This is a genomic window from Kytococcus schroeteri, from assembly GCF_042433515.1.
Classification (GTDB): domain Bacteria; phylum Actinomycetota; class Actinomycetes; order Actinomycetales; family Dermatophilaceae; genus Kytococcus; species Kytococcus schroeteri.
The window spans coordinates 203,984-228,106 of the sequence record NZ_JBHLVH010000013.1 but is presented as its reverse complement, the minus strand read 5'-3'; the positions used below and the strand labels follow the sequence as shown (position 1 = coordinate 228,106).

At 72.5% G+C, this 24,123-nt stretch carries 22 protein-coding genes and 1 riboswitch; of the genes, 10 read left to right on the top strand and 12 right to left on the bottom strand.

All coding sequences use genetic code 11. From position 1 onward, the window contains the following. Positions 1 to 408 precede the first annotated feature (408 nt). On the bottom strand, positions 409 to 540 hold the full coding sequence (locus ACFFHC_RS06790; protein ID WP_256374408.1) for a hypothetical protein: 132 nt from the start codon (positions 538 to 540) through the stop codon (positions 409 to 411). A gap of 94 nt (positions 541 to 634) precedes the next feature. Here ACFFHC_RS06790 and ACFFHC_RS06785 point away from each other — a divergent pair, with 94 nt between their 5' ends. Then, positions 635 to 1,153, top strand: coding sequence for a putative endonuclease domain-containing protein (locus ACFFHC_RS06785; protein ID WP_141494983.1), 519 nt, complete (start codon positions 635 to 637; stop codon positions 1,151 to 1,153). 95 nt (positions 1,154 to 1,248) lie between these two features. Here the strand turns inward: ACFFHC_RS06785 and ACFFHC_RS06780 are convergent, their stop codons facing one another. The 3 genes from ACFFHC_RS06780 to ACFFHC_RS06770 form a co-directional block, all read right to left on the bottom strand. After that, on the bottom strand, positions 1,249 to 1,884 hold the full coding sequence (locus ACFFHC_RS06780) for a hypothetical protein (protein ID WP_070703324.1): 636 nt from the start codon (positions 1,882 to 1,884) through the stop codon (positions 1,249 to 1,251). 134 nt (positions 1,885 to 2,018) lie between these two features. Next, positions 2,019 to 2,567: a hypothetical protein gene (locus ACFFHC_RS06775; protein ID WP_070703323.1), complete on the bottom strand. Its 549-nt coding sequence runs from the start codon at positions 2,565 to 2,567 to the stop codon at positions 2,019 to 2,021. A gap of 107 nt (positions 2,568 to 2,674) precedes the next feature. Then, positions 2,675 to 3,199, bottom strand: coding sequence for a hypothetical protein (locus ACFFHC_RS06770; RefSeq protein WP_070703322.1), 525 nt, complete (start codon positions 3,197 to 3,199; stop codon positions 2,675 to 2,677). Positions 3,200 to 3,280: 81 nt separating this feature from the next. On the opposite strand from ACFFHC_RS06770, the gene ACFFHC_RS06765 reads away from it, so the two are divergent. Continuing rightward, a complete protein-coding gene (locus ACFFHC_RS06765) occupies positions 3,281 to 4,345 on the top strand; it encodes a TlpA family protein disulfide reductase (protein ID WP_141494982.1) in 1,065 nt (354 codons plus the stop codon). A 16-nt stretch (positions 4,346 to 4,361) separates the two neighbouring features. Here ACFFHC_RS06765 and ACFFHC_RS06760 read toward each other — a convergent pair whose 3' ends face one another. The 4 genes from ACFFHC_RS06760 to ACFFHC_RS06745 all read right to left on the bottom strand — a co-directional run bounded on the left by ACFFHC_RS06760 (position 4,362) and on the right by ACFFHC_RS06745 (position 7,846). After that, positions 4,362 to 5,204, bottom strand: coding sequence for a MetQ/NlpA family ABC transporter substrate-binding protein (locus ACFFHC_RS06760; protein WP_379804022.1), 843 nt, complete (start codon positions 5,202 to 5,204; stop codon positions 4,362 to 4,364). A 62-nt stretch (positions 5,205 to 5,266) separates the two neighbouring features. Beyond that, positions 5,267 to 6,118, bottom strand: coding sequence for a MetQ/NlpA family ABC transporter substrate-binding protein (locus tag ACFFHC_RS06755; RefSeq protein WP_379804019.1), 852 nt, complete (start codon positions 6,116 to 6,118; stop codon positions 5,267 to 5,269). Positions 6,119 to 6,236: 118 nt separating this feature from the next. Beyond that, positions 6,237 to 6,890, bottom strand: a complete 654-nt coding sequence (locus tag ACFFHC_RS06750) for a methionine ABC transporter permease (RefSeq protein ID WP_070705358.1) — start codon at positions 6,888 to 6,890, stop codon at positions 6,237 to 6,239. Continuing rightward, positions 6,887 to 7,846, bottom strand: a complete 960-nt coding sequence (locus tag ACFFHC_RS06745; RefSeq protein ID WP_379804016.1) for a methionine ABC transporter ATP-binding protein — start codon at positions 7,844 to 7,846, stop codon at positions 6,887 to 6,889. The genes ACFFHC_RS06750 and ACFFHC_RS06745 overlap by 4 nt, the downstream gene beginning before the upstream one ends. A gap of 218 nt (positions 7,847 to 8,064) precedes the next feature. Then, positions 8,065 to 8,156: riboswitch (SAM riboswitch) on the bottom strand. A 171-nt stretch (positions 8,157 to 8,327) separates the two neighbouring features. On the opposite strand from ACFFHC_RS06745, the gene ACFFHC_RS06740 reads away from it, so the two are divergent. Together ACFFHC_RS06740 and ACFFHC_RS06735 are read left to right on the top strand one after the other, a co-directional pair. Beyond that, entirely contained in the window at positions 8,328 to 9,218 is an 891-nt protein-coding gene (locus ACFFHC_RS06740; RefSeq protein WP_379804013.1) for a hypothetical protein, read from the top strand. Between the two features lie 140 nt (positions 9,219 to 9,358). Beyond that, complete coding sequence (locus ACFFHC_RS06735) at positions 9,359 to 9,940, top strand: TetR/AcrR family transcriptional regulator (RefSeq protein WP_070703188.1); 582 nt, start codon at positions 9,359 to 9,361, stop codon at positions 9,938 to 9,940. A gap of 6 nt (positions 9,941 to 9,946) precedes the next feature. Here the strand turns inward: ACFFHC_RS06735 and betT are convergent, their stop codons facing one another. From betT to ACFFHC_RS06720, 3 genes are all read right to left on the bottom strand, one after another. Further along, positions 9,947 to 12,016: a choline BCCT transporter BetT gene (betT, locus tag ACFFHC_RS06730; RefSeq protein WP_202820465.1), complete on the bottom strand. Its 2,070-nt coding sequence runs from the start codon at positions 12,014 to 12,016 to the stop codon at positions 9,947 to 9,949. Then, positions 12,013 to 13,761 carry a choline dehydrogenase gene (gene betA, locus ACFFHC_RS06725; protein ID WP_070703723.1) on the bottom strand — a complete coding sequence of 583 codons (1,749 nt, stop codon included), beginning with the start codon at positions 13,759 to 13,761 and terminating at the stop codon, positions 12,013 to 12,015. The genes betT and betA overlap by 4 nt, the downstream gene beginning before the upstream one ends. A gap of 65 nt (positions 13,762 to 13,826) precedes the next feature. Continuing rightward, the gene (locus tag ACFFHC_RS06720; RefSeq protein ID WP_101849685.1) at positions 13,827 to 15,317 is read right to left on the bottom strand and encodes an aldehyde dehydrogenase family protein; all 1,491 of its coding nucleotides are present in this window, start codon (positions 15,315 to 15,317) and stop codon (positions 13,827 to 13,829) included. 103 nt (positions 15,318 to 15,420) lie between these two features. Between ACFFHC_RS06720 and ACFFHC_RS06715 the strand changes: the two genes are divergently transcribed. The 4 genes from ACFFHC_RS06715 to ACFFHC_RS06700 all read left to right on the top strand — a co-directional run bounded on the left by ACFFHC_RS06715 (position 15,421) and on the right by ACFFHC_RS06700 (position 19,178). Beyond that, positions 15,421 to 16,002: a TetR/AcrR family transcriptional regulator gene (locus tag ACFFHC_RS06715; protein WP_101849684.1), complete on the top strand. Its 582-nt coding sequence runs from the start codon at positions 15,421 to 15,423 to the stop codon at positions 16,000 to 16,002. 105 nt (positions 16,003 to 16,107) lie between these two features. Continuing rightward, complete coding sequence (locus tag ACFFHC_RS06710) at positions 16,108 to 17,400, top strand: Nramp family divalent metal transporter (RefSeq protein ID WP_101849683.1); 1,293 nt, start codon at positions 16,108 to 16,110, stop codon at positions 17,398 to 17,400. 145 nt (positions 17,401 to 17,545) lie between these two features. Further along, complete coding sequence (locus ACFFHC_RS06705; protein ID WP_101849682.1) at positions 17,546 to 18,157, top strand: hypothetical protein; 612 nt, start codon at positions 17,546 to 17,548, stop codon at positions 18,155 to 18,157. Between the two features lie 394 nt (positions 18,158 to 18,551). Further along, positions 18,552 to 19,178 carry a hypothetical protein gene (locus ACFFHC_RS06700; RefSeq protein WP_379804004.1) on the top strand — a complete coding sequence of 209 codons (627 nt, stop codon included), beginning with the start codon at positions 18,552 to 18,554 and terminating at the stop codon, positions 19,176 to 19,178. A 42-nt stretch (positions 19,179 to 19,220) separates the two neighbouring features. On the opposite strand, the gene ACFFHC_RS06695 is transcribed toward ACFFHC_RS06700, so the two are convergent. Next, a complete protein-coding gene (locus tag ACFFHC_RS06695; RefSeq protein ID WP_379804001.1) occupies positions 19,221 to 19,841 on the bottom strand; it encodes a hypothetical protein in 621 nt (206 codons plus the stop codon). Between the two features lie 99 nt (positions 19,842 to 19,940). Here ACFFHC_RS06695 and ACFFHC_RS06690 point away from each other — a divergent pair, with 99 nt between their 5' ends. Both ACFFHC_RS06690 and ACFFHC_RS06685 read left to right on the top strand, forming a co-directional pair. Continuing rightward, on the top strand, positions 19,941 to 23,036 hold the full coding sequence (locus ACFFHC_RS06690; protein ID WP_379803998.1) for a DEAD/DEAH box helicase: 3,096 nt from the start codon (positions 19,941 to 19,943) through the stop codon (positions 23,034 to 23,036). A 77-nt stretch (positions 23,037 to 23,113) separates the two neighbouring features. Then, positions 23,114 to 24,121, top strand: a complete 1,008-nt coding sequence (locus ACFFHC_RS06685) for an NADP-dependent oxidoreductase (protein WP_379803995.1) — start codon at positions 23,114 to 23,116, stop codon at positions 24,119 to 24,121. The last annotated feature ends 2 nt before the right edge of the window (positions 24,122 to 24,123 follow it).

Genomic DNA, 24,123 nt, shown 5'->3' with positions numbered 1-24,123 from the left:
GCCTGTGGTCCGGAAATCCGCCCCACGGGGCGTACCTCTGGACCGGAGGCGGGCTTCTGCACAGCGGCGTCTGCATCGCGCGACCCGACGCCCTGTCCACAGCGGGGAGTCCTGCGCCCACCGCGGTGAGGGCTGGTCCCCCGGGGCTGGCGGTACCTCCAGCGGCGTGCCCCTGCCTCGGGCGACCCTCGGGACATGCACCTGACCGGACCACCTCCCCAGCCACCACCCGTCCCCGGCGCCCTGGCCGCCGTCCCCTGCCGCGATGGCGTGGTGAGTCTCGCGCTCCTGCGGCGCGCGGGCGTGTCCTCGGCCACGGTGCACAGGGCGGTCGCCGAGGGGTCGGCCTGGCGACCGGCGCCGGGTGCCCTGGCCGTGGGCGCCCCGCCCGAGGACCACCGCGTCGAGTCACGCCTCCGCGTCCTCGGCCAGCTCGTCACCCGCCCCGATCACTGCGCGACGAGGGCCTCGACCCTGGAGCTCCTCGGCCTCCCGCTGCTGGGCCGGTCGAGGACGGTCCAGCTCGGCTCCGCGCGCCATCGGACGGCTCCGCCCTCGCCGTGGCCTCGAGCTGCACCCCCACCCCACGGCGCCCGTCCTCGTGGTCCCTCCCGGGTGCACCCACGAGTGGCCGGTGAGTCCCCTGGCCCGCGCACTGGCTGAGTACGCGATGCACCCGGGCACGGGCGTGGAGCGGGCCCTGGTCCCCATGGACGCAGCCCTCCACGCGGGGCTCACCACCCTCGAGGAGGTGGCGGCGGTCGCCCGGCCCGGCCTGCGGAACGTGGCCGTGCTGCGTCGTGCCCTGGAGCTGGCCGACCCCCTCTGCGAGTCGCCCGGTGAGACCCGGACCCGCCTCGCCCTCGTCCAGGGCGGCCTCACGCCTCGGTCCCAGGTCACGGTGCAGACCCCACGCGGCCGGTACCGCCTCGACCTGCTGGTGGAGGAGCTGCGGGTGGCGCTCGAGTTCGACGGGGCCGTGAAGTACGACGGCGCCTCAGGACGCCAGGCGCTGGTGGCGGAGAAGGTCCGCGAGGACGCCCTGCGGGAGATGGGTCTGGGCATCGTGCGGGTGACCTGGCCGGACCTGCACGGCCCGGACGCGCCCCTGCGCCTGTGCGCCCGAGTTGGCGCCGCTGCCCCACGACCGTGAGCGCGCCCCCATCGCAGAAGTCCGCCTGTGGTCCAGAGGTACGCGTCCCGGCACGTACCTCTGGACCACAGGCGGACCTTTGGTGGGTGGACCGGTCAGCGCTGGGCGAAGAAGGCCTGGTTGCGGGGCTGCCAGATGAGCACGAGGACGGCCACCACGAGCAGGAGGTTGAGGGCGTTCAGCAGGTGGCTGTACCACGGCACCGAGGTGCCGGCCGCCACGCCGTAGACGAAGGCGATGGGCGCGGTGAGCAGGGTGAGACCGCCCAGGACGCTCCCGCTGATGCGCGCCCAGTTCCTCCCTCGCCCCGTGGCCCGCGCATGCAGGAACCACAGACCGGCCGAGAGGAGCGCGACCACCACGGTGACGGCCAGCGCGATGTCGATCATCGCCTGCGCCATGCCCGCGGACCCCGGCTGCCCTGCGGCCTCCATCTGCTCGAGGTACTCCTCGGTCATGGCCCCGCGCTGCAGGAAGGCGAGGGGGATCGAGAGGAGCGCCAGACCAGCGGCGACCCCCATGAGCTTCACGGCGAGGTCGACCGCTCGCGGCCGCGGCGCCGGGCCGGTGGGCGGGTGCCCGTACCCGGGCGGGGCATCGCCAGGGTGCCCGAAGGAGGGCTGCGCGTACGGGTGCGGCGGCGTCCCGTACGGGTGCGTGGACCAGCCCTGGTGCGGCGGGCCCGGGGACGGCTGGCCCTGCGGGGCGTAGGGGTCGTGCGGCTGGGTCATGGTCTCCTCCTCGAGTTCTCACCCCGATGCTGTGCCGCCGGCGCCCCGGCACACCGTCCCCCGTCGGGTGGAGAACGCGACGCGGCCCCACCCCGAGGGACCGGGGTGGGGCCGCACGCTCGAGGCGCCGTGCCTCAGTGCTGGCCGAAGAAGGGCTTGTTCTCCGGGCGCCACATGAAGTAGATGATGGCCGCGGCCAGGGCGGCGGAGACCACCTGCAGCACGAAGCCGATGATGCCGCTGGTGGTGGCCAGGGTGACGGCCAGGCCGAGGAGGCCGAACAGCAGGCCCAGGATGTTCAGCGCACCCAGGACGGTGCCGGTGATGCGGGCCCAGTTGTGGCCCTTGCCCACGGCCCAGGCGTGCAGGAGCCACAGGCCCACACCGATGAGGCCACCGATGATGCCGGTGAGGAAGCTCTGCTGGAGGCTCTGCTCGATCTGGGCGTCGGAGAGGGAGAGGCCCGCCTGCTCCATGGCGTCCTTCATCTCCGCCACGCTGGGCCGCATGAGCAGGCCCACCAGCAGGCTCAGCAGGGAGAGGCCAGCCCCGGCGTACATGAGCTTCACGGCCTTGTCGACGGCGGCCGGCCGGGCCACGGGGCGCAGGTCGCGGTGGTCGTCCAGGCTGGGGGCGGCCTGGAAGCCGCCCGGCTGGTTCGGTCCGGGCTGGGTGTAGGTCACGGGCACCTCCGGGTGCGGGTCGCGTGGGGGTCGTGTGCGTTCTGTACCCCGGCAGTGTCCCCCGTCGGGACGACGCGTGCGGTCCACCGCAGGACGGACCCGGCGGTTCAACTCCAGCGGTAGGTGCTGGCCGAGTCGAACCAGCGGCTCGACGCCGGCACGTACAGCAGCGCGGTCGCGGCCAGCCCGAGCAGCAGCATCACCCCCGCCTGGACCTGCAGGGCGAGGGTGTTGGCCACGCCCGAACCCATGGCCCAGCCGAGCAGGCACAGCACGCCCACCAGGCAGGAGGTGGTGGCCACGTCGCGGGCCGGCCCGATGCCGCGCCACACCATCGCCGCGGTCCCCGCCCAGAGCGTGGCGGCGCCGAGGGCCAGGATCACCGTGGTGCCGTTGAGCACGCGCCGCGCGTCCTCGATGCTGCCTCGGTCCATGTCCACGCGGGACGCCTCGAGGGCACGCCCGAAGTCGCCCTCGAGGTCGGCGGCCTGCGCCAGCCCGGCATCGGACACCCACCACCCCTGGGTGGCGCCGAGGCCCCAGACGGCGGCGGAGAGCAGGCCCATGACCATGAGGAGCACGGAGGCGGTGACGGTGCCCGGGCGCTCGGTGGCCGGACGCATCAGGGTCATGGCGGGATCCTCCCCACCCGGGGGCCCGCCCCTCGCGGGCCACGGTCCCGAAACCTTAGCCGGTCGGGGGATACTTTCACCATGAGTGACGCGTCCCTCCTGCCCGATGCCGCCGCCGGGGCGGGCCTGCTGCTCGCCGCCGTCTACGGCACCAGCGGCCTGACCAAGCTCCGCGACGTCCAGAGCACCGAGAGCGCCTTCCACCAGCTGCGCCTGCCGCACTGGATGGTGCGGATGCAAGGCCCCCGCCTGCTCGGGCCGGGGGAGGTCGTCCTGGCCCTGGCCCTGCTGCTCCTCCCCTCCCCCTGGTACGGGGTGGCCGCCGTGGCCACGCTGCTGCTGGGGCTGCTCTACACGGTGCTCGTGGTGCGGGCCCTGGGCTTCGACGTCCCCGTCACGTGCGGGTGCTTCGGCAAGCTCGGCCAGGGCACCATCACGCGGGCCACGGTGGTGCGCAACCTCGTGCTCGTGGCCCTGGGGCTGGTGACCGTGGTGGACGCGTTCCGGGGCGGCAGCATCGTCGGCCGCCTGCTGGACGGGCCGTCGCTGTGGTGGTGGATCCCGGTGCTGGCCGCCGGCGTGGCCCTCACCTGGCTCATCGGCGGGGGTGCCGAGGGCACCGCCACTGCCGAGACCCGCCCGGCAGCGGCGGGCGCCCCCCACGATGCCGGCGCCGTGGTCACCACGGACGAGGTCGAGGAGCTCGACTACGTGCGCACCCCCATCCCCTTCGTCCAGGTGACGGGCGACGACGGCCCGCTGCGGCTGCGCGAGATCTCCCAGAGGAAGGCCTGGCTCGTGCTCTGGGTGAGCCTGGGGTGCGGCAGCTGCATGGAGGCTCTGGCTCGCGCCGAGGAGTTCGCCCGGGAGTTCGAGCACGTGGGGGTGCTCGTGGTCACCACCACGCCGAGCGCCCCGGACGACCCGCTGCGCCCGTCGGGTGTGACGGTCGGCTACGACGAGGGCCAGCAGATGCGCCTCATGTTCGCCCTGCAGGCCACGCCCTCGGCGTTGCTGCTGGGTGCCGACGGCCTGATGGCCGGTGGCCCGGTGGCCGGGGGTGTCGCAGTGACCACCTTCATCGAGGACGTGGCGACCGAACTGCGGGAGGCCGCCGGCGGGGCGCAGGACCCCGCCGACGGCTGAGCCTCCCGCGCGGGGCTCACTCGGCCGGGATGACCGTGCCGGCGTACTTGTCCTTGATGAACTTCTTGGTCTCGTCGCTGCGCAACAGCTCGGCCAGCTTCGTGAGCTGCTCGTTCTCCGCGTCCTCGCTGCGCACCACGAGCAGGTTGGCGTAGGGGTTGCCCTCCGCCTTCTCCAGGGCCAGCGAGTCGTCCACCGGGGAGAGGTCGGCCTCGATGGCGTAGTTGCCGTTGATGACGGCGGCGTCCACGTCACCGAGCGAGCGGGGCAGCTGCGCGGCCTCGAGCTCCACGACCTCCGGTCCGCCGTCCTTGACGTCGGCCACGGTGGGCGCGATGTCGCCGGTGTCCTCCAGCTCGAGCACGCCGTGCTCGGCGAGCAGCTTGAGCGCACGACCGGCGTTGGACGGGTCGTTGGGGATGGCCACCTTGCTGTCGCCGGAGAGCTCCTTGAGGTCCTTCACCGTCTCGGAGTAGACGCCCAGCGGCTCCAGGTGCACCGCGCCCAGGCTCACGAAGTCGTACCCGGCGGCCTTCTTCTGCTCGTCCAGGTAGGGCTGGTGCTGGAAGTAGTTGGCGTCCAGGTCACCGGCGTCCAGGGCCGCGTTGGGCTGCACGTAGTCGGTGAACTCCACGACCTCGATGTCCAGGCCGGCCTCCTGGGCCAGGTTCTCCTTGACGAAGGTGAGGATCTCGCCGTGCGGCACGGGGTTGACGCCGACCTTCAGCGTCTTGCTCTCCCCGCCGGAGGCGGAGCCGCCGGTGCTCTCGTCGCCGCCGCAGGCGGCCAGGGTGGCCGATGCGGTGAGGCCGGCGGCGAGGGCGAGGAGGGTGCGGCGGGTGGGACGGACGGTGCTCATGGGGATCTCCTGTGGGGTGGGATGGGGTGGGTGGGTGGACGGGGTGGGGCGGCGGGGTGGGGTCAGTCGACCTGCACGACGGTGCCGTGCCAGGTGGACTCGATGTACTCCCCCACCGCGTCGCCGTGCAGCACGTCGGCCAGGGCGGCCAGCTGCGGGTCGTCGGCACGGTCGGCGGTGGTCACGAGGTTGATGACGAAGCGCTCGTCGCGCGGGTCCTCCAGGGCGAGGGCGTCGTCGGTGTCCAGACCGTCCTGCACGGCGTAGTTGCCCGGCACGGCGCTCAGGGTGGCGTCGCCGACGGAGCGGGAGGTCTGGGCGGCCTCGACGGGCAGGAACTCCAGGTCCCTGGGGTTGGAGGTCACGTCCTCGGGCGTCGGCGGGAGGTCGCCGGTGTCCGCCAGCTCGATGAGTCCGGCCTCCTGCAGCAGCCACAGGCCGCGGGCCCCGTTGGTGGGGTCGTTGGGGATGGCCACGCGGGAACCCGGCGCCAGGTCCTCCAGGGAGTCGACCTCCTCGGAGTAGAGGCCGAGCGGCTGGTTGGAGATGGGCGCCACGACCTCGAAGTCGTACCCGGCGGCCTGCTCCTGGCTCTGCAGGAAGAGGCGGTGCTGGTAGTAGTTGGCGTCCACCGACCCCTCGTCGAGCGCCGCGTTGGGCTGCAGGTAGTCGGTGAACTCCACGACCTCCAGCTCGAAGCCGGCCTCGGCGTCCAGCTGCTCCTCGTCGACGTGGCGCAGGATGTCCGCGTGGGGCGTGGGGGTGGCCGCCACGCGCAGCACGGGACGTCCGTCCTCCTCGGCCCGGGTCTCCTCGGCGCCGCAGCCGGTGAGCGCGGGGGCGGCGAGAGCGAGGGCGGCCAGGCCCAGCGCGGTGCGTCGCCGGGCGGGGGTGGTGTGCGAGGTGGTGTGCACGGGGTCCTCCGGTCAGGTGGGTAGGGGGTGCCCTCACCACGACGCGCTGCGGCGTGGCGGGCTGTGAGGGGGTGCCGCGCGGCGCGCGGCGGCAGGGCCCGGTGACCCGGGCGGGCGCTCAGTGGCGGGTGATGCGGGCGGCGGTGTCGCCGAGGAACTGCACCAGCACCACCAGGGCCATGAGCACGGCCACGCAGGCCAGGGTCACGGTCATGTCGAACCGCTGGTAGCCGTAGCGGATGGCCAGGTCGCCCAGGCCCCCGCCGCCCACGGCGCCGGCCATGGCCGAGTAGCCGATGAGGGCCACGACGGTCACGGTGAGTCCGGCGATGAGGCCGGGCAGGGCCTCGGGCAGCAGCACCGACCGGATCACCTGGCCGCGAGTGGCCCCCATCGCGGTGGCGGCCTCCACCTTGCCGGGGTCGACCTCGCGCAGGGAGGTCTCCACGAGGCGCGCCAGGAAGGGGATGGCCCCGAGGGTCAGCGGCACGGCGGCGGCCGTGGGGCCGATGGTGGTGCCGGCCAGGCTCTTGGTGAGCGGGGCGATGAGCACCAGCAGGATGATGAACGGGATGGACCGGCCGGCGTTGACGACCGCGCCCACCACGGAGTTGAGCGCCCGGTGCGGGAAGAGCCCGCCGGGCGCGGTGGCCACGAGCAGCACGCCCAGCGGGATGCCGAGCAGCAGGGCGATGGCCGAGGACAGGCCCACCATGTAGAGGGTGTCCCAGGTGCCGTCGATGAGTTCCTCGATGAGGCGGTCGCGGGTCATGCCGGGATCTCCTGTCGGTGGGTGGAGGGCTGGGTGACGAGCAGGTCGAGGGTGCCGACGCGGGCGCCGTGCACGTTCTCCACGCGGGCGGCGGCCACCTGCACCTCGGCGCCGGTGGCGCGCAGCTCGGCGATGACGGCGTTCTCGTCCTGGGTGGCCAGGTCGACGGTCACGATGCGGGAGCAGGCCGGGAGGTCGGCGGCGTCCAGGGCGCGCACGGGGCGCGGCACGAGCTGGGAGGCCAGGGCGCTGCCGCGGGTGGCGGCCACCTCGGCCAGCGAGCCGGACTCCACCACGTGGCCGTCGGCCAGCAGGGTGACGCCGTCGGCCACGCGGGTGACCACGTCCATCTCGTGGGTGATGAGAACGGTGGTCAGCCCGAGGTCCGCGGTGAGCTCGCGCAGCAGGTCCAGGACGCTGCTGGTGGTCTCGGGGTCCAGGGCGCTGGTGGCCTCGTCGCAGAGCAGGACGCTGGGGTGGGTGACCAGGGCCCGCGCGATGGCCACGCGCTGCTTCTGGCCACCCGAGAGCTGGCGGGGGTGGGCCTTGGCCCGGCCGCCCAGGCCCACCCGCTCGAGCAGCTCGGCGGCACGGCGGGTGCGCTCGGCGCGGCCCACCCCGGCCAGTTCCAGCGGCAGCGCCACGTTCTGGGCGGCGGTGCGCGAGTCCAGCAGGTTGAAGTGCTGGAAGATCATGCCGATGTCGCGGCGTGCGGCGCGCACCTGTCCGCTGCTGAGGGCGGTGAGCTCCCGGCCGTCCACGGTGACGCGCCCGGAGGTGGGGCGCTCGAGCAGGTTGATGCATCGCACGAGGGTGGACTTGCCGGAGCCCGACGGCCCGACGATGCCGTGGACCTGGCCACGGCCGATGTGCAGGGAGACGTCCTCCAGGGCACGGACGGGCTCGCCCGCACCTCGCGGGAAATAGGTCTTGGACACATTGTCCAGGGTGATCATGAATGGTCCTTCCGGGCAGGACGAAATGGGCCCACGAATCACCGGGGAATGCAGTGGCAGACCCCTGGGTCCGTGGCGCGACGGCGTACAGGTGGTGGATGCGTGGGTTCTGAGGGCCCGACCGGTCCGGCTCGCTCACCTCACTCCGCGCGAAGCGGGTACGGGAGCGCCGGCCGCAGGGTCAGGACCTCGACGTCATACAGGTGCAGCTCATGGTTCCTCCATCGCATCTGGCGTTAGCACCCTCGCCCGCGACGGGGGGTTGCTGCGGTTTCAAAGAGCCAGATCTCTCCACCGCTCTGGATACAGTGCGCACAACCTACGACCCCGGTCTGAGATTTTCCAAATCGCCGGGCCGAACGTGGTGCGCCTCACGCCGGACGCCCCGTCCCTCGGTAGCGTGGGGCCCGGCACGGGGCGTCCGCCCCGCACACACCCGCCCGGCACGACCGGGCGCCGACACACGAGAGGGGTGACGCCGATGAAGACCTTCGGCAAGATCCTGTTCTTCCTGGGTGTCCTGTCCCTGGTCCTCGGCATCATCGGTGCCGTGCTAGCAGGCACGACCTTCAAGGAGGTCTCCGACTTCGTGGACCAGCAGCAGTCCATCGAGGGCTCCACCACCGTGAGCATGGACGAGGACGAGACCCGCATGCTCCTGGGCCCCGGCGCGGACAGCTCCGCGTGCACGGTCCAGGGCGCCACCCTGGGCGACCTTGCCCCGGGCACGAGCGCCGAGGTGAACAACGAGAACATCTTGGGCACCATCACCGCCGACACGGCCGGCGACGTCACCGTCACCTGCTCCGAGCCCGGCTACGCCCTGAGCGGCCCGGCCGACATGGGTGCATTCATGAAGCTCGGGCTGGGGTTGGCCGCCGCGATCTTCCTCATCCCGCTGGGCCTCCTGCTCATGCTGGTCGGCGGCCTGCTGTGGTTCTTCGGTCGCCGCAAGAACAAGCAGCAGCAGTACTCCAGCTACACCAACAGTGAGTACTCCGACCAGTACGCCCGGTCCACGCCGTACTCCCAGCGCAACGGCCAGGTTCCGCCCGCCCCAGCCTACGGCCAGGTGGGCACCAACGGCGCCCCGGGCTACCAGCCGGACGCCTACGGCCAGAACACCACCGGCCAGTCCGCTCCCCCGGCACCCGGATACGGCCTGAACCCGAGCTCCCAGCCCGAGTACGGCCAGTCCGCTCCCCCGGCGCCGGAGTACGGCCACCAGGCGCCCTCCACCGACGCCCCGGCGTCCGGTGGCGCCACGCCGGCCGGCCAGCAGGACTGGAACGGTTCCACCGGTTCCACGGGCCAGGACGACCAGTCCTGGAACCGCGGCGGCAGCACGCCGCCCCCGCCCCCCGGCGTCTGACCCGCGCCACGCCGCGAAGGCCCCCGGACCCCCTCGGTCCGGGGGCCTTCCTCGCGCCCGGGACATCCCTCCCGCACAGGCCGGCCCGCGCCGCCCCGGGCCCGGCTCGCACTCCCAACCCCACCCATTACGCTCTCGACATGACCGCCAAGACGCCTGTGCGTGAACGCCTGCTCGACGCGGCGACGCGCAAGCTGTTCGTCGACGGGGGCGCCACCACCCCCGTGACGGTGCTGCTCAAGGACGCCCACGCCTCGGCGGCCAGCCTCTACGTGCACTTCGGCAACAAGGACGGCCTGCTGGCCGCCGCCCTCGACCGCCGCCTGGAGATGTGGCCCCAGGCGTGGGACGAGCACTGGGACGCCACCTCGGACCCGGCGGCGCGGCTGCTCTCGCCGTTCACCGCCGCACAGGAGCTCCGGGACCGGCTGCCGGAGGAACGGTGGTGCGCCTTCCGCGCCACCACCGTGTGCTTCCCCGAGGCGGCCCCGGAGGTCGCTGCCGTGCTCACCCGGGAGCGCGAGTTGCTGCGCTCGCGCCTCCAGCAGGCCGCGGGTTCCCTCCTGCCGGCCGACCCGGGGGCGGCCGCCTCCCTCGCCCGCTCGATCGAGGTGATCTACGAGGGGTCGCTGGCCCTGATGCTCGACGGCACCGCCGACGACGCCCTCCGGGCAGGGCTGGAGGCCGCCCGCTCCCTGGTGCGGGCAGCCTCCGCGACCTGACCTGCGTCAGAGGACCGCGACCTGGACCTCCGTCCGGGCCGCCGCCCAGCGCTCGTAGTGGTCGAGCACGTCGTGGCACAGCGCGTCGGGCTCCGAGGTGAGGACGTCGTAGACCTCCCCGGTGGGCAGGGCCACCTCGAGCCGGGTGGTGGTGTCGTCGGCCTCGATGACGCCCGCGCCGTAGCTCGGCCGCGGCACCACCCGCACCTGCACCGGGTAGCGGAAGGGGTCCGCCGGCGCCGAGGGGGCCCCGGCGTCGGCCGGGGGCACGATGAGCACCGCCCGCCGCTTCACCCGGCCGCGCTCCAGCGGCTCGCTGGCCTCCACGTGGGCGTCCACGCCGCGGCGGCGCAGCTCGGTGGCCACCGACTCCAGGGCCGGGAGCACCACCTCCTCGAGCCGTTCGGTGGCCCGGGCCACGCTCACCGCCCCGAGGGTGGTGCCCAGGCGGGTGCGCCAGGAGCGTCCGTGCCCCTCGCCGCGGGCCAGCTGGCCGGTGAGCGAGGCACGGTGGGCGTCCACCCGCGCCCGCTCGGCCTCCAGCGCACGGTGCAGCCCCACCATCACCAGCACCATGACCGCCGCGAACGGCAGGCCCATGACGATGGTGGCGCTCTGCAGCGCCGGGATGCCGCCCACCACGAGCATCGCGATGGTGAGCACGCCGGTGGCCACGGCCCACCCGATGCGCAGGGCGGGGTGGGCGTCGGTCTCCGGGTCGGGCAGGTCGGAGCTGAGGTTGGCCATGACCAGCGCGCCGGAGTCGGCCGAGGTCACGTAGAACAGCAGGCCCACGAAGGTGGCCACGCCCACCAGCAGCATCGGCAGCGGGTGGTCCTGCAGCAGGGTGAAGAAGCCCTGCTCCGGGGAGTCCACGGCGAGCTCGCCGAACGCGGTGTCGCCACCCCGGATGCGCTGCACCGCGGAGTTCCCGAAGATCGACACCCACATGACGATGTAGGTGAACGGGATGGTGAGCGTGCCGAGCACGAACTGCCCGATGGTGCGGCCGCGCGAGATGCGGGCCAGGAACATGCCCACGAAGCTCGCCCAGGCCACCCACCACGCCCAGAAGAAGAGCGTCCAGGCGCTCATCCACTCCTCGGGGTGGTCGAAGGCCATCGTGTCCAGGGTGGTGCCCGGGAAGAGCGCCACGTAGTCGCCCACGTTCATGGCGACGGCGTTGAGCACGAAGGCGGTGTCGCCGGTGACCAGCACCCACAACGCCAGGGCCACGGCCAGCACCACGTTGAGCTGCGAGAGCAGCCGGATGCCGCGGTCCACGCCGGTGGTGGCCGAGACCGTCGCCACGGCCACGGCCAGCACCACCAGGCCCACCTGCTGGGCGATGCCCTGCCCGGTGCCGAACAGGATGTCGATGCCCACGTTGAGCATCACCACGCCGATGCCGAGCGAGGTGGCCACGCCGAAGATCGTGCCGAGCACGGTGGCGGTGTCCACCGCGTGCCCCACCGGCCCGCGGACGCGCTGCCCGATGAGGGGGTACAACGCCGAGCGGACGGCCAGCGGCAGCCCGCGGCGGTGCGCGAAGTACCCGAGCGCGATACCCATGAGCGTGTACATGCCCCACCCGGTGACGCCGTAGTGGAAGAGCGTCCACACGGTGGCCTCGCGGGCGGCGTCGAGGGTCTCCCCCTTGCCCTGCGGCGGCGCGAGGTACTGGCTGGCCGGTTCGGCGACGGCGAAGAACATGACGTCGGTGCCGATGCCGGCGGCGAACAGCATCGCGGCCCAGGCGAAGGTGGAGAACTCGGGGCGGTCGGTGTCGGCGCCCAGCCGGGTGCGCGAGTGGCGCACGCCGAGCACCACCACGAAGACCAGCACGGCGGTGGCCAGGGCGATGTAGAACCACCCGAACCAGGTGGCGATCCACGTGGTGAGGGCACCCAGCTGGGTGGCCGCCTGCTCGGGGGCCGCCAGGGCCCACCCGGCCACGAGCGCGGTGACCACGCCCGAGGCGACGAGCACGGGCCATACGACCCCGGCCCGGGCAGGGGCCTCGACCCCTGCCCGGTGGCCCTCCTGCCGCGGCCCGGCCGCGGTGGCCCCGCTCACCGGGTCTCCCCGGCCATGGCCTGCTCCGCGGTGGGCACCTCGTCCCGGGCGTCCCACGCGTCGTTGCGCGGGTCGCCCTGCGGGAAGAGCGGCATGCCGGCGTTGGCGCGGTAGACCGGCGGGTGCTCGGGGGCCAGCGGGGTGTTGCCGGCGATGAGGTCGGCGGCCTTCTCGGCCACCATCATCACCGGGGCGTAGATGTTGCCGTTGGTGATGGAGGGGAAGACCGAGGCGTCCACCACGCGCAGGCCCTCGGTGCCGTGCACCCGCATCGTGTCGGGGTCCACCACGCTCATGGCGTCGCGGCCCATCTTGGCCGTGCAGCTGGGGTGCAGGGCCGTCTCGGCGTCCTTGGCCACCCAGTCGAGGATCTCCTCGTCGGTCTCCACGGCCGGGCCGGGCGAGATCTCGCCACCGTCGAAGGGGGCGAAGGCCGGCTGCGCCAGGATGTGGCGGGCGGCACGAATGACCTCCACCCACTCGCGGCGGTCGTTCTCGGTGGAGAGGTAGTTGAACCGGATCGCGGGGTGCTCGAAGGGGTCGTTGCTGCGGATGCGCAGGTCGCCGCGCACGTCGGAGTTCATCGGGCCGATGTGCACCTGGTAGCCGTGGTCGCCGCCGGCAGCGGTGCCGTCGTAGCGCACCGCGATGGGCAGGAAGTGGAACATCAGGTTGGGGTAGTCCACGCGGTCGCTGGTCCGGATGAAGCCACCGGCCTCGAAGTGGTTGGTGGCGCCGGGGCCGCGGTTGCGGAAGAGCCACTCGGCACCGATGTAGGGCGCCTTCTTGAGGTCGAGCCAGGGCGCCATGGACACCGGCTGGGTGGCGGTGTGCTGCAGGTACACCTCGAGGTGGTCCTGCAGGTTCTCGCCCACGCCGGGCAGCTCCACGCGCGGGGTGACGCCGGCGGCCTGCAGGGTGGCGGGGTCACCCACGCCGGAGAGCTGCAGGGTCTGCGGGGAGTTGAACGCACCGCCGCAGAGGATGACCTCGCCGGCCTCCACCGAGTGCGGGGTGCGGCGCGGACCGCGGACGAAGTCCACACCGGTCACGCGGGTGCCCTCCCAGCGCAGCTGGGTGACGTGGCTCAGGGTGCGCACGTGCAGGTTCTTGCGCTTGCGGACGGGCCACAGGTAGGCACGGGAGGCCGAGAGGCGCGAGCCCTGGAAGACGTTGCGGTCGAACGGCGCGAAGCCCTCCTGGCGGTAGCCGTTCACGTCGTCGGTGGCCGGGTAGCCGGCCTGCTGGGTCGCCTCGAAGAAGGCCTGGAAGAGCGGGGAGCTGGCCGGGCCGCGCTCCAGCTTGAGCGGGCCGGCCCCACCGCGCCAGGCGTCGGCGCCGGCCAGGCAGGTCTCCATGCGCTTGAAGTACGGCAGGTTGTGCGCGTGGTCCCAGTGCTCCAGGCCCTCGTTCTGCGCCCACTTCTCGTAGTCGCCGGCGTTGCCGCGCTGGAAGATCATGCCGTTGATGGAGGACGAGCCGCCCAGCACCTTGCCGCGGGCGTGCTTGATGCGGCGGCCACCCATGTAGGGCTCGGGCTCGGACTCGTACGCCCAGTCGTAGAGCGGGTTGCCACTGGGGAAGACCAGGGCGGCAGGCATCTGGATCAGCGGGTCCCAGACGAAGTCGGCCCGTCCGGCCTCGAGCACCAGCACGGTGGTGGACGGGTCGGTGGACAGGCGGTTGGCCAGCACGGAGCCGGCCGAGCCGCCCCCGACGATGACGTAGTCGTAGCGCTTCCTCATGGTTCTCCTCACGGGTCGGTGTGGTCTGTGGTGTCGATGGGGGCCGGTGGGCCGGCCGGGGTGGCTCAGCCGCGGTCGGCGAACCAGTCGGCGCGGGCGGGGCGGGTGTTGTGCCACACGTGCTTGGTCTCCACGTACTCCCCCAGCCCCTCGACGCCGAGCTCGCGCCCGATGCCGGACTGCTTCATGCCGCCCCACTCGGCCTGCGGCACGTAGGGGTGGAAGTCGTTGACCCAGACGGTGCCGTGGCGCAGGCGGCGGGCCACACGGGCGGCGCGGCCGGCGTTCTCGGTCCACACGGCGCCGGCCAGGCCGTAGATGGTGTCGTTGGCCAGGGCCACGGCGGCGTCCTCGGCCTCCTGGGGGGTGTCGCCGCGGAAGGTCTCCACGGTGAGCACGGGGCCGAAGCTCTCGTCCTGCACGCAGTCCATGGAGGTGTGGCAGCCGTCCAGCACGGTGGGGCGGTAGAACCACCCGGAGGACAGCTCGCCGCCGGGTGCCTCGCCGCCGCAGCGGAGCTGCGCCCCCTCGGCCACGGCGGCCTGCACGTAGGCGTGCACCGTGTCGCGGTGCGCCTCGCTGATGAGGGGGCCGCTCTCTGCCTCCTCGTCGAAGGGCCCGCCGAGGCGGATCTGCTCGGCGCGGCGCACCACCTCGTCCACCACGCGGTCGTGCACGGACTCCTCCACCACGAGGCGGCTGCCGGCGGAGCAGACCTGCCCGGCGTCGAGGAAGATCGCGGTGACCACGTTGTCGATGGCGGCGTCCAGGTCCGCGTCGGCGAACAGCACGAAGGGGTTCTTGCCGCCCAGCTCCAGGGCGATGTTCTTCACCGTGGGCGCGGCGGCGGCCATGATGCGCCGCCCGGTCCGCAGGCCGCCGGTGAACGAGACGAGGTCCACGTCCGGGTGCTCCGTGATCACGGTGCCCACGGGGTCGCCGGGGCCGAGCACGAGGTTGCCCACGCCGGCGGGCAGGCCGAGGCGCTCCAGGGTGCGCAGCAGCCAGACGGCGGTGTGGGGCGTGTTCTCGCTGGGCTTGAGCACGAAGGTGTTGCCAGCCACCAGGGCGGGGGCCACCTTCCAGGAGGTCTGCAGCAGCGGGAAGTTCCACGGGGTGATGAGCGCGCAGACGCCCACCGGCTCGTGCACCACGCGCGACTCCACGTCGGGCATGCCGGTGTCCACCACGCGGCCGGCGTGCTGCTGGCCGAGCGCGGCGAAGTGGCGGAACACACCGATCACGTCGTCCATGTCGATGCGGGCCTCGACCATCCGCTTGCCCGTGTCGAGCGCCTCGAGGCGGGCCACCTCCTCCTTCTCGGCCTCCAGGGCGTCGGCCAGCCGGGAGACGAGGTCGGCCCGCTCGGGGGTGGGCAGGGTGGACCACTCGCCGGCGTCGAAGGCGCGGCGGGCGGCGGCCACGGCCTGCTCGGCATCGGTGGCGCCGGCCTCGGCCACGGTGCCCACGGCCTGGCCGTCGGCGGGGCAGGTGATGGTGCGGGTGGCGCCGTCGGCGGCGGGGGCCCAGCGGCCGTCGATGAAGAGTTCGGACACGTCGTGCCTCCTGGTGAGCGGGGAAGGTCTGCACCAAACGTAACGCACGTTCCTTCAGAACGCACGTTATGCAATTGCCCCTCCCAGGGCTACCCTCTGCGCCATGGCTGCCAAGACCCCCGTCCGCGAGCGCCTCCTCGAGGTCGCGACCCGCATGATGTTCGTCGACGGGTCGGTGAGCACCCCGGTGGACGCCCTCCTGCGCGAGGCCGGCGCCTCCCCCTCGAGCATGTACGCACACTTCGGGAGCAAGGACGGCCTACTGGCGGCAGCCCTGGAGCGCCGCCTGGAGGTGTGGACGGAGGTGTGGGACGCCCACTGGGAGGCGGCGCACACCCCCACCGAGCGGATGCTCTCGGTCTTCATGGCCATGCGCGAGTACCACCACGGCCGGCTCCGCGAGCGCTGGTGCTCCTTCCACGCCACGGCCTCGGCGCAGCCCGCCCCCGCCGCCCCCGTGGCCGCGGTGCTGGAGGAGGACCGCACCCGGCTGCGCGCCCGCCTCACCGCGGCCGCCGCCGAGCTGCTGCCCCACGACGACGCCGCAGCCGAGCGCCTGGCCGACCGGGTGGAGGTGGCCTACGAGGGCATGCTCGCCCTGATGCTGCGCGGCCCGGCCGACGACGCCATCGAGGCCGCCGAGGACACCGCCACCACCCTGGTCGAGGCCGCGACCACCGCCTGACCCTCCCGCCCGGCCGGTCCTCGTCCTCGCACCAGACCCATGTGACCCGGGACACGCTCCGTCGTAGGGTGCTGCCCTCCCCTCTCCCGTCGCGATGGAGTCCCCATGAGCCACGCCGCCCCTGACACCCCGCCCACCGCCGGCACCCCCGCCACCGACGCCTCCGGCCGCGTCGAGCAGCGCCGCGGGTTCTCCCTCATCGGCCCCGGCCTGGTGGTCGCGGCCACGGGAGTGGGCGCCGCCGACCTGGTGGCCACCGTCATCGCCGGCCAGAAGTACGGCTACGCCCTGCTGTGGGCGGTGGTCGTGGGCTGCGTGCTCAAGATCGCGCTCGTGGAGGGCGCCGGCCGCTACAGCCTGGCCACCGGGCACACCATCTACGAGGGGTGGCGCAGCCTGGGCCGGTGGACCAGCTGGTACTTCGCGCCGTACATCGTCATCTGGGGCTTCGTCTACGGCGCGGCGGCCATGGCCGGCACCGGCATCCCGCTGCACGCCCTCTTCCCGGGCCTGTCGGTGGCGTGGTGGGGCATCGTCTCGGGCCTGCTGGGCGCAGCCCTGGTGCTGCTGAGCCGCTACGACGTCTTCGAGAAGGTCTGCGCGGCCCTGGTGGGCGTCATGTTCGTGGTGATGGTGGCCGCGGCCGCGTTCACCCTGCCCAACCTGCCGGAGCTGCTGCGGGGGCTGGTGCCGCAGGTGCCCGCCGGTGGCCTGGTGAACCTGCTCTCGGTGGCCGGCGGCGTCGGCGGCACCATCACGCTGGCGGCCTACGGCTACTGGATCCGCGAGAAGGGCTGGACCACCCCGGCGCACATGCGGCTCATGCGCACGGACAACACGGTGGCCTACGTGGTCACCGGCATCTTCGTCATCTCCACGCTCATCGTGGGTGCCGAGCTGCTGTACTCCAGCACCCAGTCGGTGGGCTCGGGCGACAAGGGCCTGCTGCAGCTCTCGGACGTGCTCGCCGACCGCTACGGCCGCGCGGTGGGCACGCTCTTCCTGGTGGGCTTCTGGGCGGCGGCCATGAGCTCCCTCATCGGCGTGTGGAACGGCGTGTCGATGATGTTCGCGGACTTCGCCGGTGACGCCCTGGGCAAGCCCGAGGACCACCCGGACCGCCAAGCCGGCGGACGCTGGTACACGGCCTTCGTGCTGTGGCTGACCTTTCCGCCGATGGTCATGATGTTCCTCGGCAAGCCGGTCTGGCTGATCCTCGCCTACGGCGTGCTGGGCGCCTTCTTCATGCCCTTCCTGGCCATCACGCTGCTGTGGATCCTCAACACCGACCGCACGCCGGCGGCGTGGCGCAACCGGTGGCTGAGCAACGCGATGCTGGTGGTGTGCGCGGCGCTGTTCGCCTACCTGGCGGCCCAACAGCTGCTCGAGCTGCTCTGATCCTCCGACCGTGGGCGGTGCCCGCCGGGGCGGTGGCAGGGCCGGTTCCACCCACGGCACCGGCCGGCACGCCGGCGCCGGGTGCGACGCTCGCCCCGACGACTCGACGAGGGCCGGTGACGGCCGGTGACGAAGGAGGACGGCGATGAAGCGGGTGGGGCAGGTCTTCGTGGTGCTGGGGGTGCTCGGCGGCCTGGTGGCCGTGGCGCTGGGGGTCGTTTCGGTGGTCGGTGCGAGCCGCGCGGTCGGGACCATCGAGGCGGGCCAGGAGGTGGGCTCGGGCATCACCCGGGAGCTGCACGCCGGCGACGAGCACCTGCTCACCACCCGCCTCGGGCAGGGCAGCCCGGTCTCGTGCACCGTGGAGGGGCCCGACGGTCGGGAGGTGTCCACGCAGCCCACGGAGGACCAGGTGGCCATCGCCGAGGACCTGGTGGGCCTGGCCGGGGGCATCACCGTGACTGCCGACGGCCCCCACACGGTGCGCTGCACCGACCCGGACGTCCACTTCACCGACGCCGTCTCGCTGACCACCCTGGGGGTGTCCGGTATGGGCCTCCTGGCCGCAGTGCCGGTGGGCCTCGGCGCGGGGCTGGCCCTGGTGCTGGGGATCGTCCTGTGGGTGGTGGGGGCCGGGCGGGAGAACCGACCGCGCCACCCGGGCGGGTACGGCGGCGGGTACGGCCAGCCTGTCCAGCCCTCCCCCTACGGCCAGTCGGCCCCGCCTCCCCCGGCGCACCGCGCCCCCTGGGAGTGATGCGCGGGAACGCATGCAGATCGTGCAATGAGTTGGTCACGTCGCTCGGTGAGCGCGCTGGGACCCGCCTGCCTTCGACGGCACATACCCGCTCGTCCGCGCACACGACCGGCTTCACCCCGGGCATGTGAGCCGCATGCACGCCCAGTGGGCGGCCTACCGCGCCTGAGCGTGCACCGCGCCCTCTGGGCGGCGAGGCCCCGCACACCCTCGGGTGGGCGGGGCCTCCGCCGTGGGTGCGGGGCGCGGCGGGGAGCTGGTCCGCCCGGCGGTGCACCGGCGCGCGGGGCTGGAGGTGGGGCTTCCCCCATCGGGGTGAGGGGGTCTGTGCGACGCCGGTGACACCGTGGGAGGCACACGGAGCAGCGCACGGATCGACGCACGGGAGGGTCTGATGAGGGCTTGGGGAAGGGTTCTGACCACGTTGGGCGCCCTGGGGGTGCTGGGCGCGGTGGCGCTCATGGTGCTGGGGGCGGTGGGCATGTCGGGTGCCACGGCCGCGGCCGACGTGCACCGCCCGGTGGTGACCGGTGAGACCGTTCAGCTGCGGGCCGGCGACCGCCACCTGCTCGTGGCACCGCGGGAGGCGTCGCCGGACGCGCAGTGCCGCGTGGTGGGGCCCGACGACCGCTCGCTGCCGGTGGCTGCCGAGTCCTACGACCGCCGCGTGGTGGGTTCCGACGTGGCTCTGCGGGGAGCGTTCACCGTGGAGAGCTCGGGCGCGCACGAGGTGGACTGCGTCGGCGGCACGGTGTGGATGACCGATGCGGTGCCGCTCGGCGCGGTGCTGCTGGGCCTGGGTGGGACGGCCGTCGGCATCTTGGTGGGCATGGGCTCCGGGGTGGTGCTGGTGGTGGGTGCCGTGCTGTGGCTGGCGGGGCACGACCGGGCGGTGGCGGGCCTGACGCACACTCCGGGTGGGGTGCGGCCGGGGCGGCACCCTGCGCCGATGCCGCCCACGCAGACACCCTGGGGGCCGGTGGACACCTTCGCCGGACCCTCGCACCGGTCACGTCGATGAGGTCCGGCCGGCGGGGCGTGCTCCCCGCCGGCCGGTGGTCGGTCACTCCCCCGCCGCGTCGTCCTCCTGGGACGGCGTGGCGGGGTTCTTGGGGGCGAAGGTGGAGCGCAGTGCGGCGAGGGCGGCGTGGGCCACCACCACCCACGGCAGCCAGCTGCGCAGGGTGTCGGGGGTCTGCCCGGTGGCGTCGGCCAGCCAGGTGGAGGAGCCCACCCAGTCGGCCAGGTCGTCGTAGGCGAAGAACAGCAGGAACGCGGTGAACCACCGGCCGGTGAGGAGCTGGCCCACGCCCGGCATAAACCACGAGGCGGTACCGGCCAGGGCGGCCCAGACCGCGCCCCAGAACCAGTGCCCCGGGGAGCCCAGGCGCTCGGCCACGGTCTGGGGCTGCTCGCCCTCGGTGGTGGTGGGGTTGAGCGTGGGCGTGGTGGCGGCCGGGCTCTCGATGCCGTGGCGGGCCTGGGGCATGGACGGCACCGTGGTGGCGCTGCCGGCGCCGTCGACGACCACGCCGGTGGTGGCCTCGGAGCTGGCGGGCTGCGCCGTGGCGGTGGCGCGGTCACCGAGCATGCGGGCGGCCTGCTCCTGCCGGCGGCGGGCGGACTCGGCGTTGAGGTACTCCAGGTACGCCTGCGGGGTCATCTGGTTGGGGTCCACGGCCATGGGGTGGATTGTCGCCCACGGCCTTACGGGGCAAGGTCCGACCGTGGGGTGGGGTCAGGGGCGGTGAAGTTGTCGCGGGGAGCTGGCAAGCTGCCCCGCATGACCGACGCCCTGCCCGACGGCCGCTACGACCAGCTCGTCACCCGTGCGCTGCACGGTCACCTCGCATCTGTCGAGGCGGACGTGCACCACGAGCCCGTCTCCGGTGACGACGAGGTGGAGTTCGCGGTCACCCACCTCACGGCGGCGCTGCGGCGCGCTCTGGCACAGCGAAAGGCTGGCGCCGACCGCGCCGCGCTGGTCGAGGCGGTGGCCGAGGTCATCGAGGCGGAAGACGAAGCACCCGCTGGCGACCGGCTCGAACGACTCGTCTCTGTCATCACGCCCCCGGCGATCGGCCTGGCGCCGCGTTATCGAACCGGCCCGAACACCCCACTCGGCGAGTCCACGCTGTTGACCAACGCCCACGGTGAGCCGTCGATGGGTATGGAAATCTCCCGGGAGCTCGACAGCGCCGACGAGGTCGACTTGTTGTGCGCCTTCATCAAGTTTGCGGGTCTACGCACCATGGAGCGCGAGCTGCGCCCCATCGCGCAGGCCGGAGTGCCTTTCCGCATCATCACCACCACCTACATGGGAGCCACGGAGCGTCGCGCGCTGGACTGGCTCGTCCAGGAATTCGGCGCCCAGGTCAAGGTGCACTACGAGTCTCGCTCAACGCGTCTGCACGCCAAGGCGTGGATGTTCCGCCGCAGGACCGGTTTCCACACGGCGTATGTCGGCTCGTCCAACCTGTCCCGATCCGCGCTGCTCGACGGTCTGGAATGGAACGTGCGCATCACGCAGGCCGGTACTCCCCACCTCTTGGAGAAGTTTCGCGCCACCTTTGACTCGTACTGGAATGACCCCAGTTTTGAGGACTACGACCCCGCTGAGGACGGCGAGCGCCTCGACGAGGCACTGCTCATGGCGGGCGGCAAGACCTCGAGCGAATTGGTCATGGACCTCTCGGGACTCCGCCACCGGCCGTATCCGTACCAGCAGGAGATGCTGGACGCCCTCGAGGCCGAACGCGTGGTCCACGACCGCCATCGGAACCTTCTGGTGGCGGCCACCGGGACAGGCAAGACGGTGGTGGCGGCCTTTGACTATCGCAACCTGTCCGAGGCCTCGACCAGGCCTCCGCGTCTGCTCTTCATCGCCCACCGCTTGGAGATCCTCGACCAGGCCCGGCGCACCTTCCGCGAGATTCTCGGGGACGGCACCTTTGGTGAGATCTACGGGTTTGGTCGGCAGCCCACGCGATGGGACCACGTCTTTGCCACGGTGCAGAGTCTGAGCGGCAACGTAGAGGACCTGCCCGCGGATCACTTTGACGTGGTGATCGTCGACGAGTTCCACCACGCCGAGGCCGCCACGTACCGACGGGTGCTGGACCATTTCACCCCGCGGGAGATGCTCGGCCTGACCGCAACGCCTGAACGTGCCGACGGCGTCCGCGTGCAGGATGCCTACTTCGACGGACGGACCGCGTTCGAGTTGCGGCTGTGGGATGCCCTCGCCGGCGATCTCCTCGCGCCCTTCCACTATTTCGGCATCGCAGATTCGACCGACCTGACCCAGGTGCGATTTCAGCGAGGCTCCTACGACACCGACCAGCTGACGGCACTCTACACCGGCAACCAGGCCCGGGCGCGCATCATCCTCAAGGCGGTGCGAGACAAGGTCGCCGACCCGCGACAGATGCGCGCGATCGGATTCTGCGTGGGCGTCGACCACGCCCGTTTCATGGCCGCCGTGTTCACCGAGGCTGGCCTCCCCGCGCGAGCCCTCACTGGTGAGTCCTCTGCGGAGCAGCGCGCCGAGACTCGTGCAGCCCTCATCAGCGGTGACATCTGCGCGATCTTCACGGCAGACCTCTTCAACGAGGGCGTGGACATCCCGCAGGTCGACACGGTCCTCTTCCTCCGCCCCACCGACAGCGCCACCATCTTTCTGCAGCAGCTGGGCCGCGGACTACGCCGACACCCCAGCAAGGCGGTGCTGACGGCACTGGACTTTGTAGGCCACCAGCATGAGGGCTTCCGTCTGGAGCGTCGCTTTATGGCCATGACCGGAGCCACTCGAGGCGAGCTCCAGAAGCATGCGGAACACGGCTTTCCGCTACTTCCGGCAGGCAGTCAGATCGTGCTCGACGACGTCACCTACGACGAGGTCATCAGCTCGCTCAAGGCCTCGCTGACACTCAACAAGCCACGTCTCGTCGCCTCCCTGAGGGCCTACAGCGACATCTCCTTGGCGGATTTCGCTGATGCGCTCGGAACCGAGGCAGAACGTCTGGTGAAGAATGCCTCGTGGACCGACCTGCGTCGGCAGGCGGGGCTCAGCGTGGACGATCGGACCACGCCAGATGAGGCAGAACTGCTGCGACGGCGGCACATGTTCTTCCGCGTTGACGACCGCGCGCGCCTCGACGCCTACCGTGCCTGGCTCTCTGCGGATGCGCCTGCCTACGGTGCTGCGTCGCCGGAGCTGCAGCGGTTCGGCCGCATGCTCCACGGCATCGTCTGGCCCAAGGGCGGCCGCACCACGTGGGCCGACGGCTTGGCGCACCTGGCCTCCTGCCGCCCTGCCTGCGACGAGTTCCTAGCTATTCTCGACATCGCTGAAGACCGCATCCGGCACGTTTCGCAACCCCTCCCCGGGCCGTTGAGCGCAACCGGTCTGGCCTCGCACGCCACCTATGCGCGCGAAGAGATCCTCGCGGCGTTGGATCAGACCGCCGAGGCGAGCCAGACCATCAGCCATCGTGAAGGGGTCTACTGGTCGCCCACCTGGCAGACCGACGCCCTGCTCGTCACGCTCAAGAAGTCGGACGCCCTGTTCTCACCCAGCACGATGTACCACGACTACGCCATGGGCCCCGAGGTCTTCCACTGGCAATCCCAGTCGCGGACCACGCCCATCAGCCCCACTGGTCAGCGGTACATCCACCACCAGGAGCAGGGCAGCCACGTCGTGCTCTTTGCACGCACCACCAGTACGCGCGACGAGTTCGGGCACACGCCCGGATTCATGTGCCTGGGAACGGCCCGCTACCGGTCCTCGGAGGGGTCGGCGCCCATGTCCGTCATCTGGGAGCTCGACCGCCCCTTGCCCGCCGACATGTATCAGGCAGCGAGCGCCGCCGCCTGAGCCCAACCACCCCGGAACACCCCGAGCCACCCACGCGTTCCCCACGCGCCCCTCCCCCGACCCCGGAAGGCACCGCTGTGAGCACCGACCGCACGTCCACCCGCATCGTCCTGGCCAGCCGGCCCACGGGCGCCCCCACGGCCGAGAACTTCCGCACCGAGACCGCCGAGCTGCCGCCGCTGACCGACGGCCAGGTGCTGGTGCGCAACAGCGTGGTGAGCGTGGACCCGTACATGCGCGGTCGCATGGACGACCGGCCCAGCTATATCCCGCCCTTCCAGGTCGACGAGCCGCTCACCGGCCACGCCGTGGGTGAGGTCGTCGAGTCCCGCTCCGACGCCCTGCCCGTGGGCACGCACGTCACGCACTTCGCCGGCTGGCGGGACCTCGCCGTCCTCGACGCCGCTGACGCCCGCGTCGTGGACACCACCTCGGTGCCCGACGCCGCCTACCTGGGCGTGCTCGGCATGCCCGGCCTCACCGCCTGGGGCGGCCTCACCCGCACCGCCGAGTTCCGCGAGGGCGACGCGGTCTTCGTCTCCGGCGCGGCCGGCGCCGTGGGCTCCATGGTCGGCCAGCTCGCGCGGCTCATGGGCGCCTCGCGCGTCATCGGCTCCGCGGGCGGGCCGGAGAAGGCCGCCCACCTGCGCGAGCTCGGGTTCGACGCCGCCATCGACTACCGCGCCGGCGACCTGCCCGGCCAGTTGGCCCAGGCCGCTCCCGACGGCATCGACGTGTACTTCGACAACGTGGGCGGCGACCACCTGGAGGCCGCCATCGGCGCGCTCCGCCCGCACGGCCGCGTGGCGATGTGCGGCGCCATCGCCCAGTACAACGCCACCGAGCCGCCGGCCGCACCGCGCAACCTGGCGTGGGTCATCGGCAAGCGCCTCACGCTGCGCGGGCTGCTGGCCGCCGACTTCGAGGCCGAGAAGGACGCCTTCGTGGCCCAGGTGGCACCGTGGGTGGCCGACGGCTCGCTACGCTGGGAGGTCACCGAGCGCCACGGCATCGAGAACGCGCCCCAGGCGTTCATGGACCTGCTGGCCGGCGCCAACACGGGGAAGATGGTGGTACGCGTCTGAGT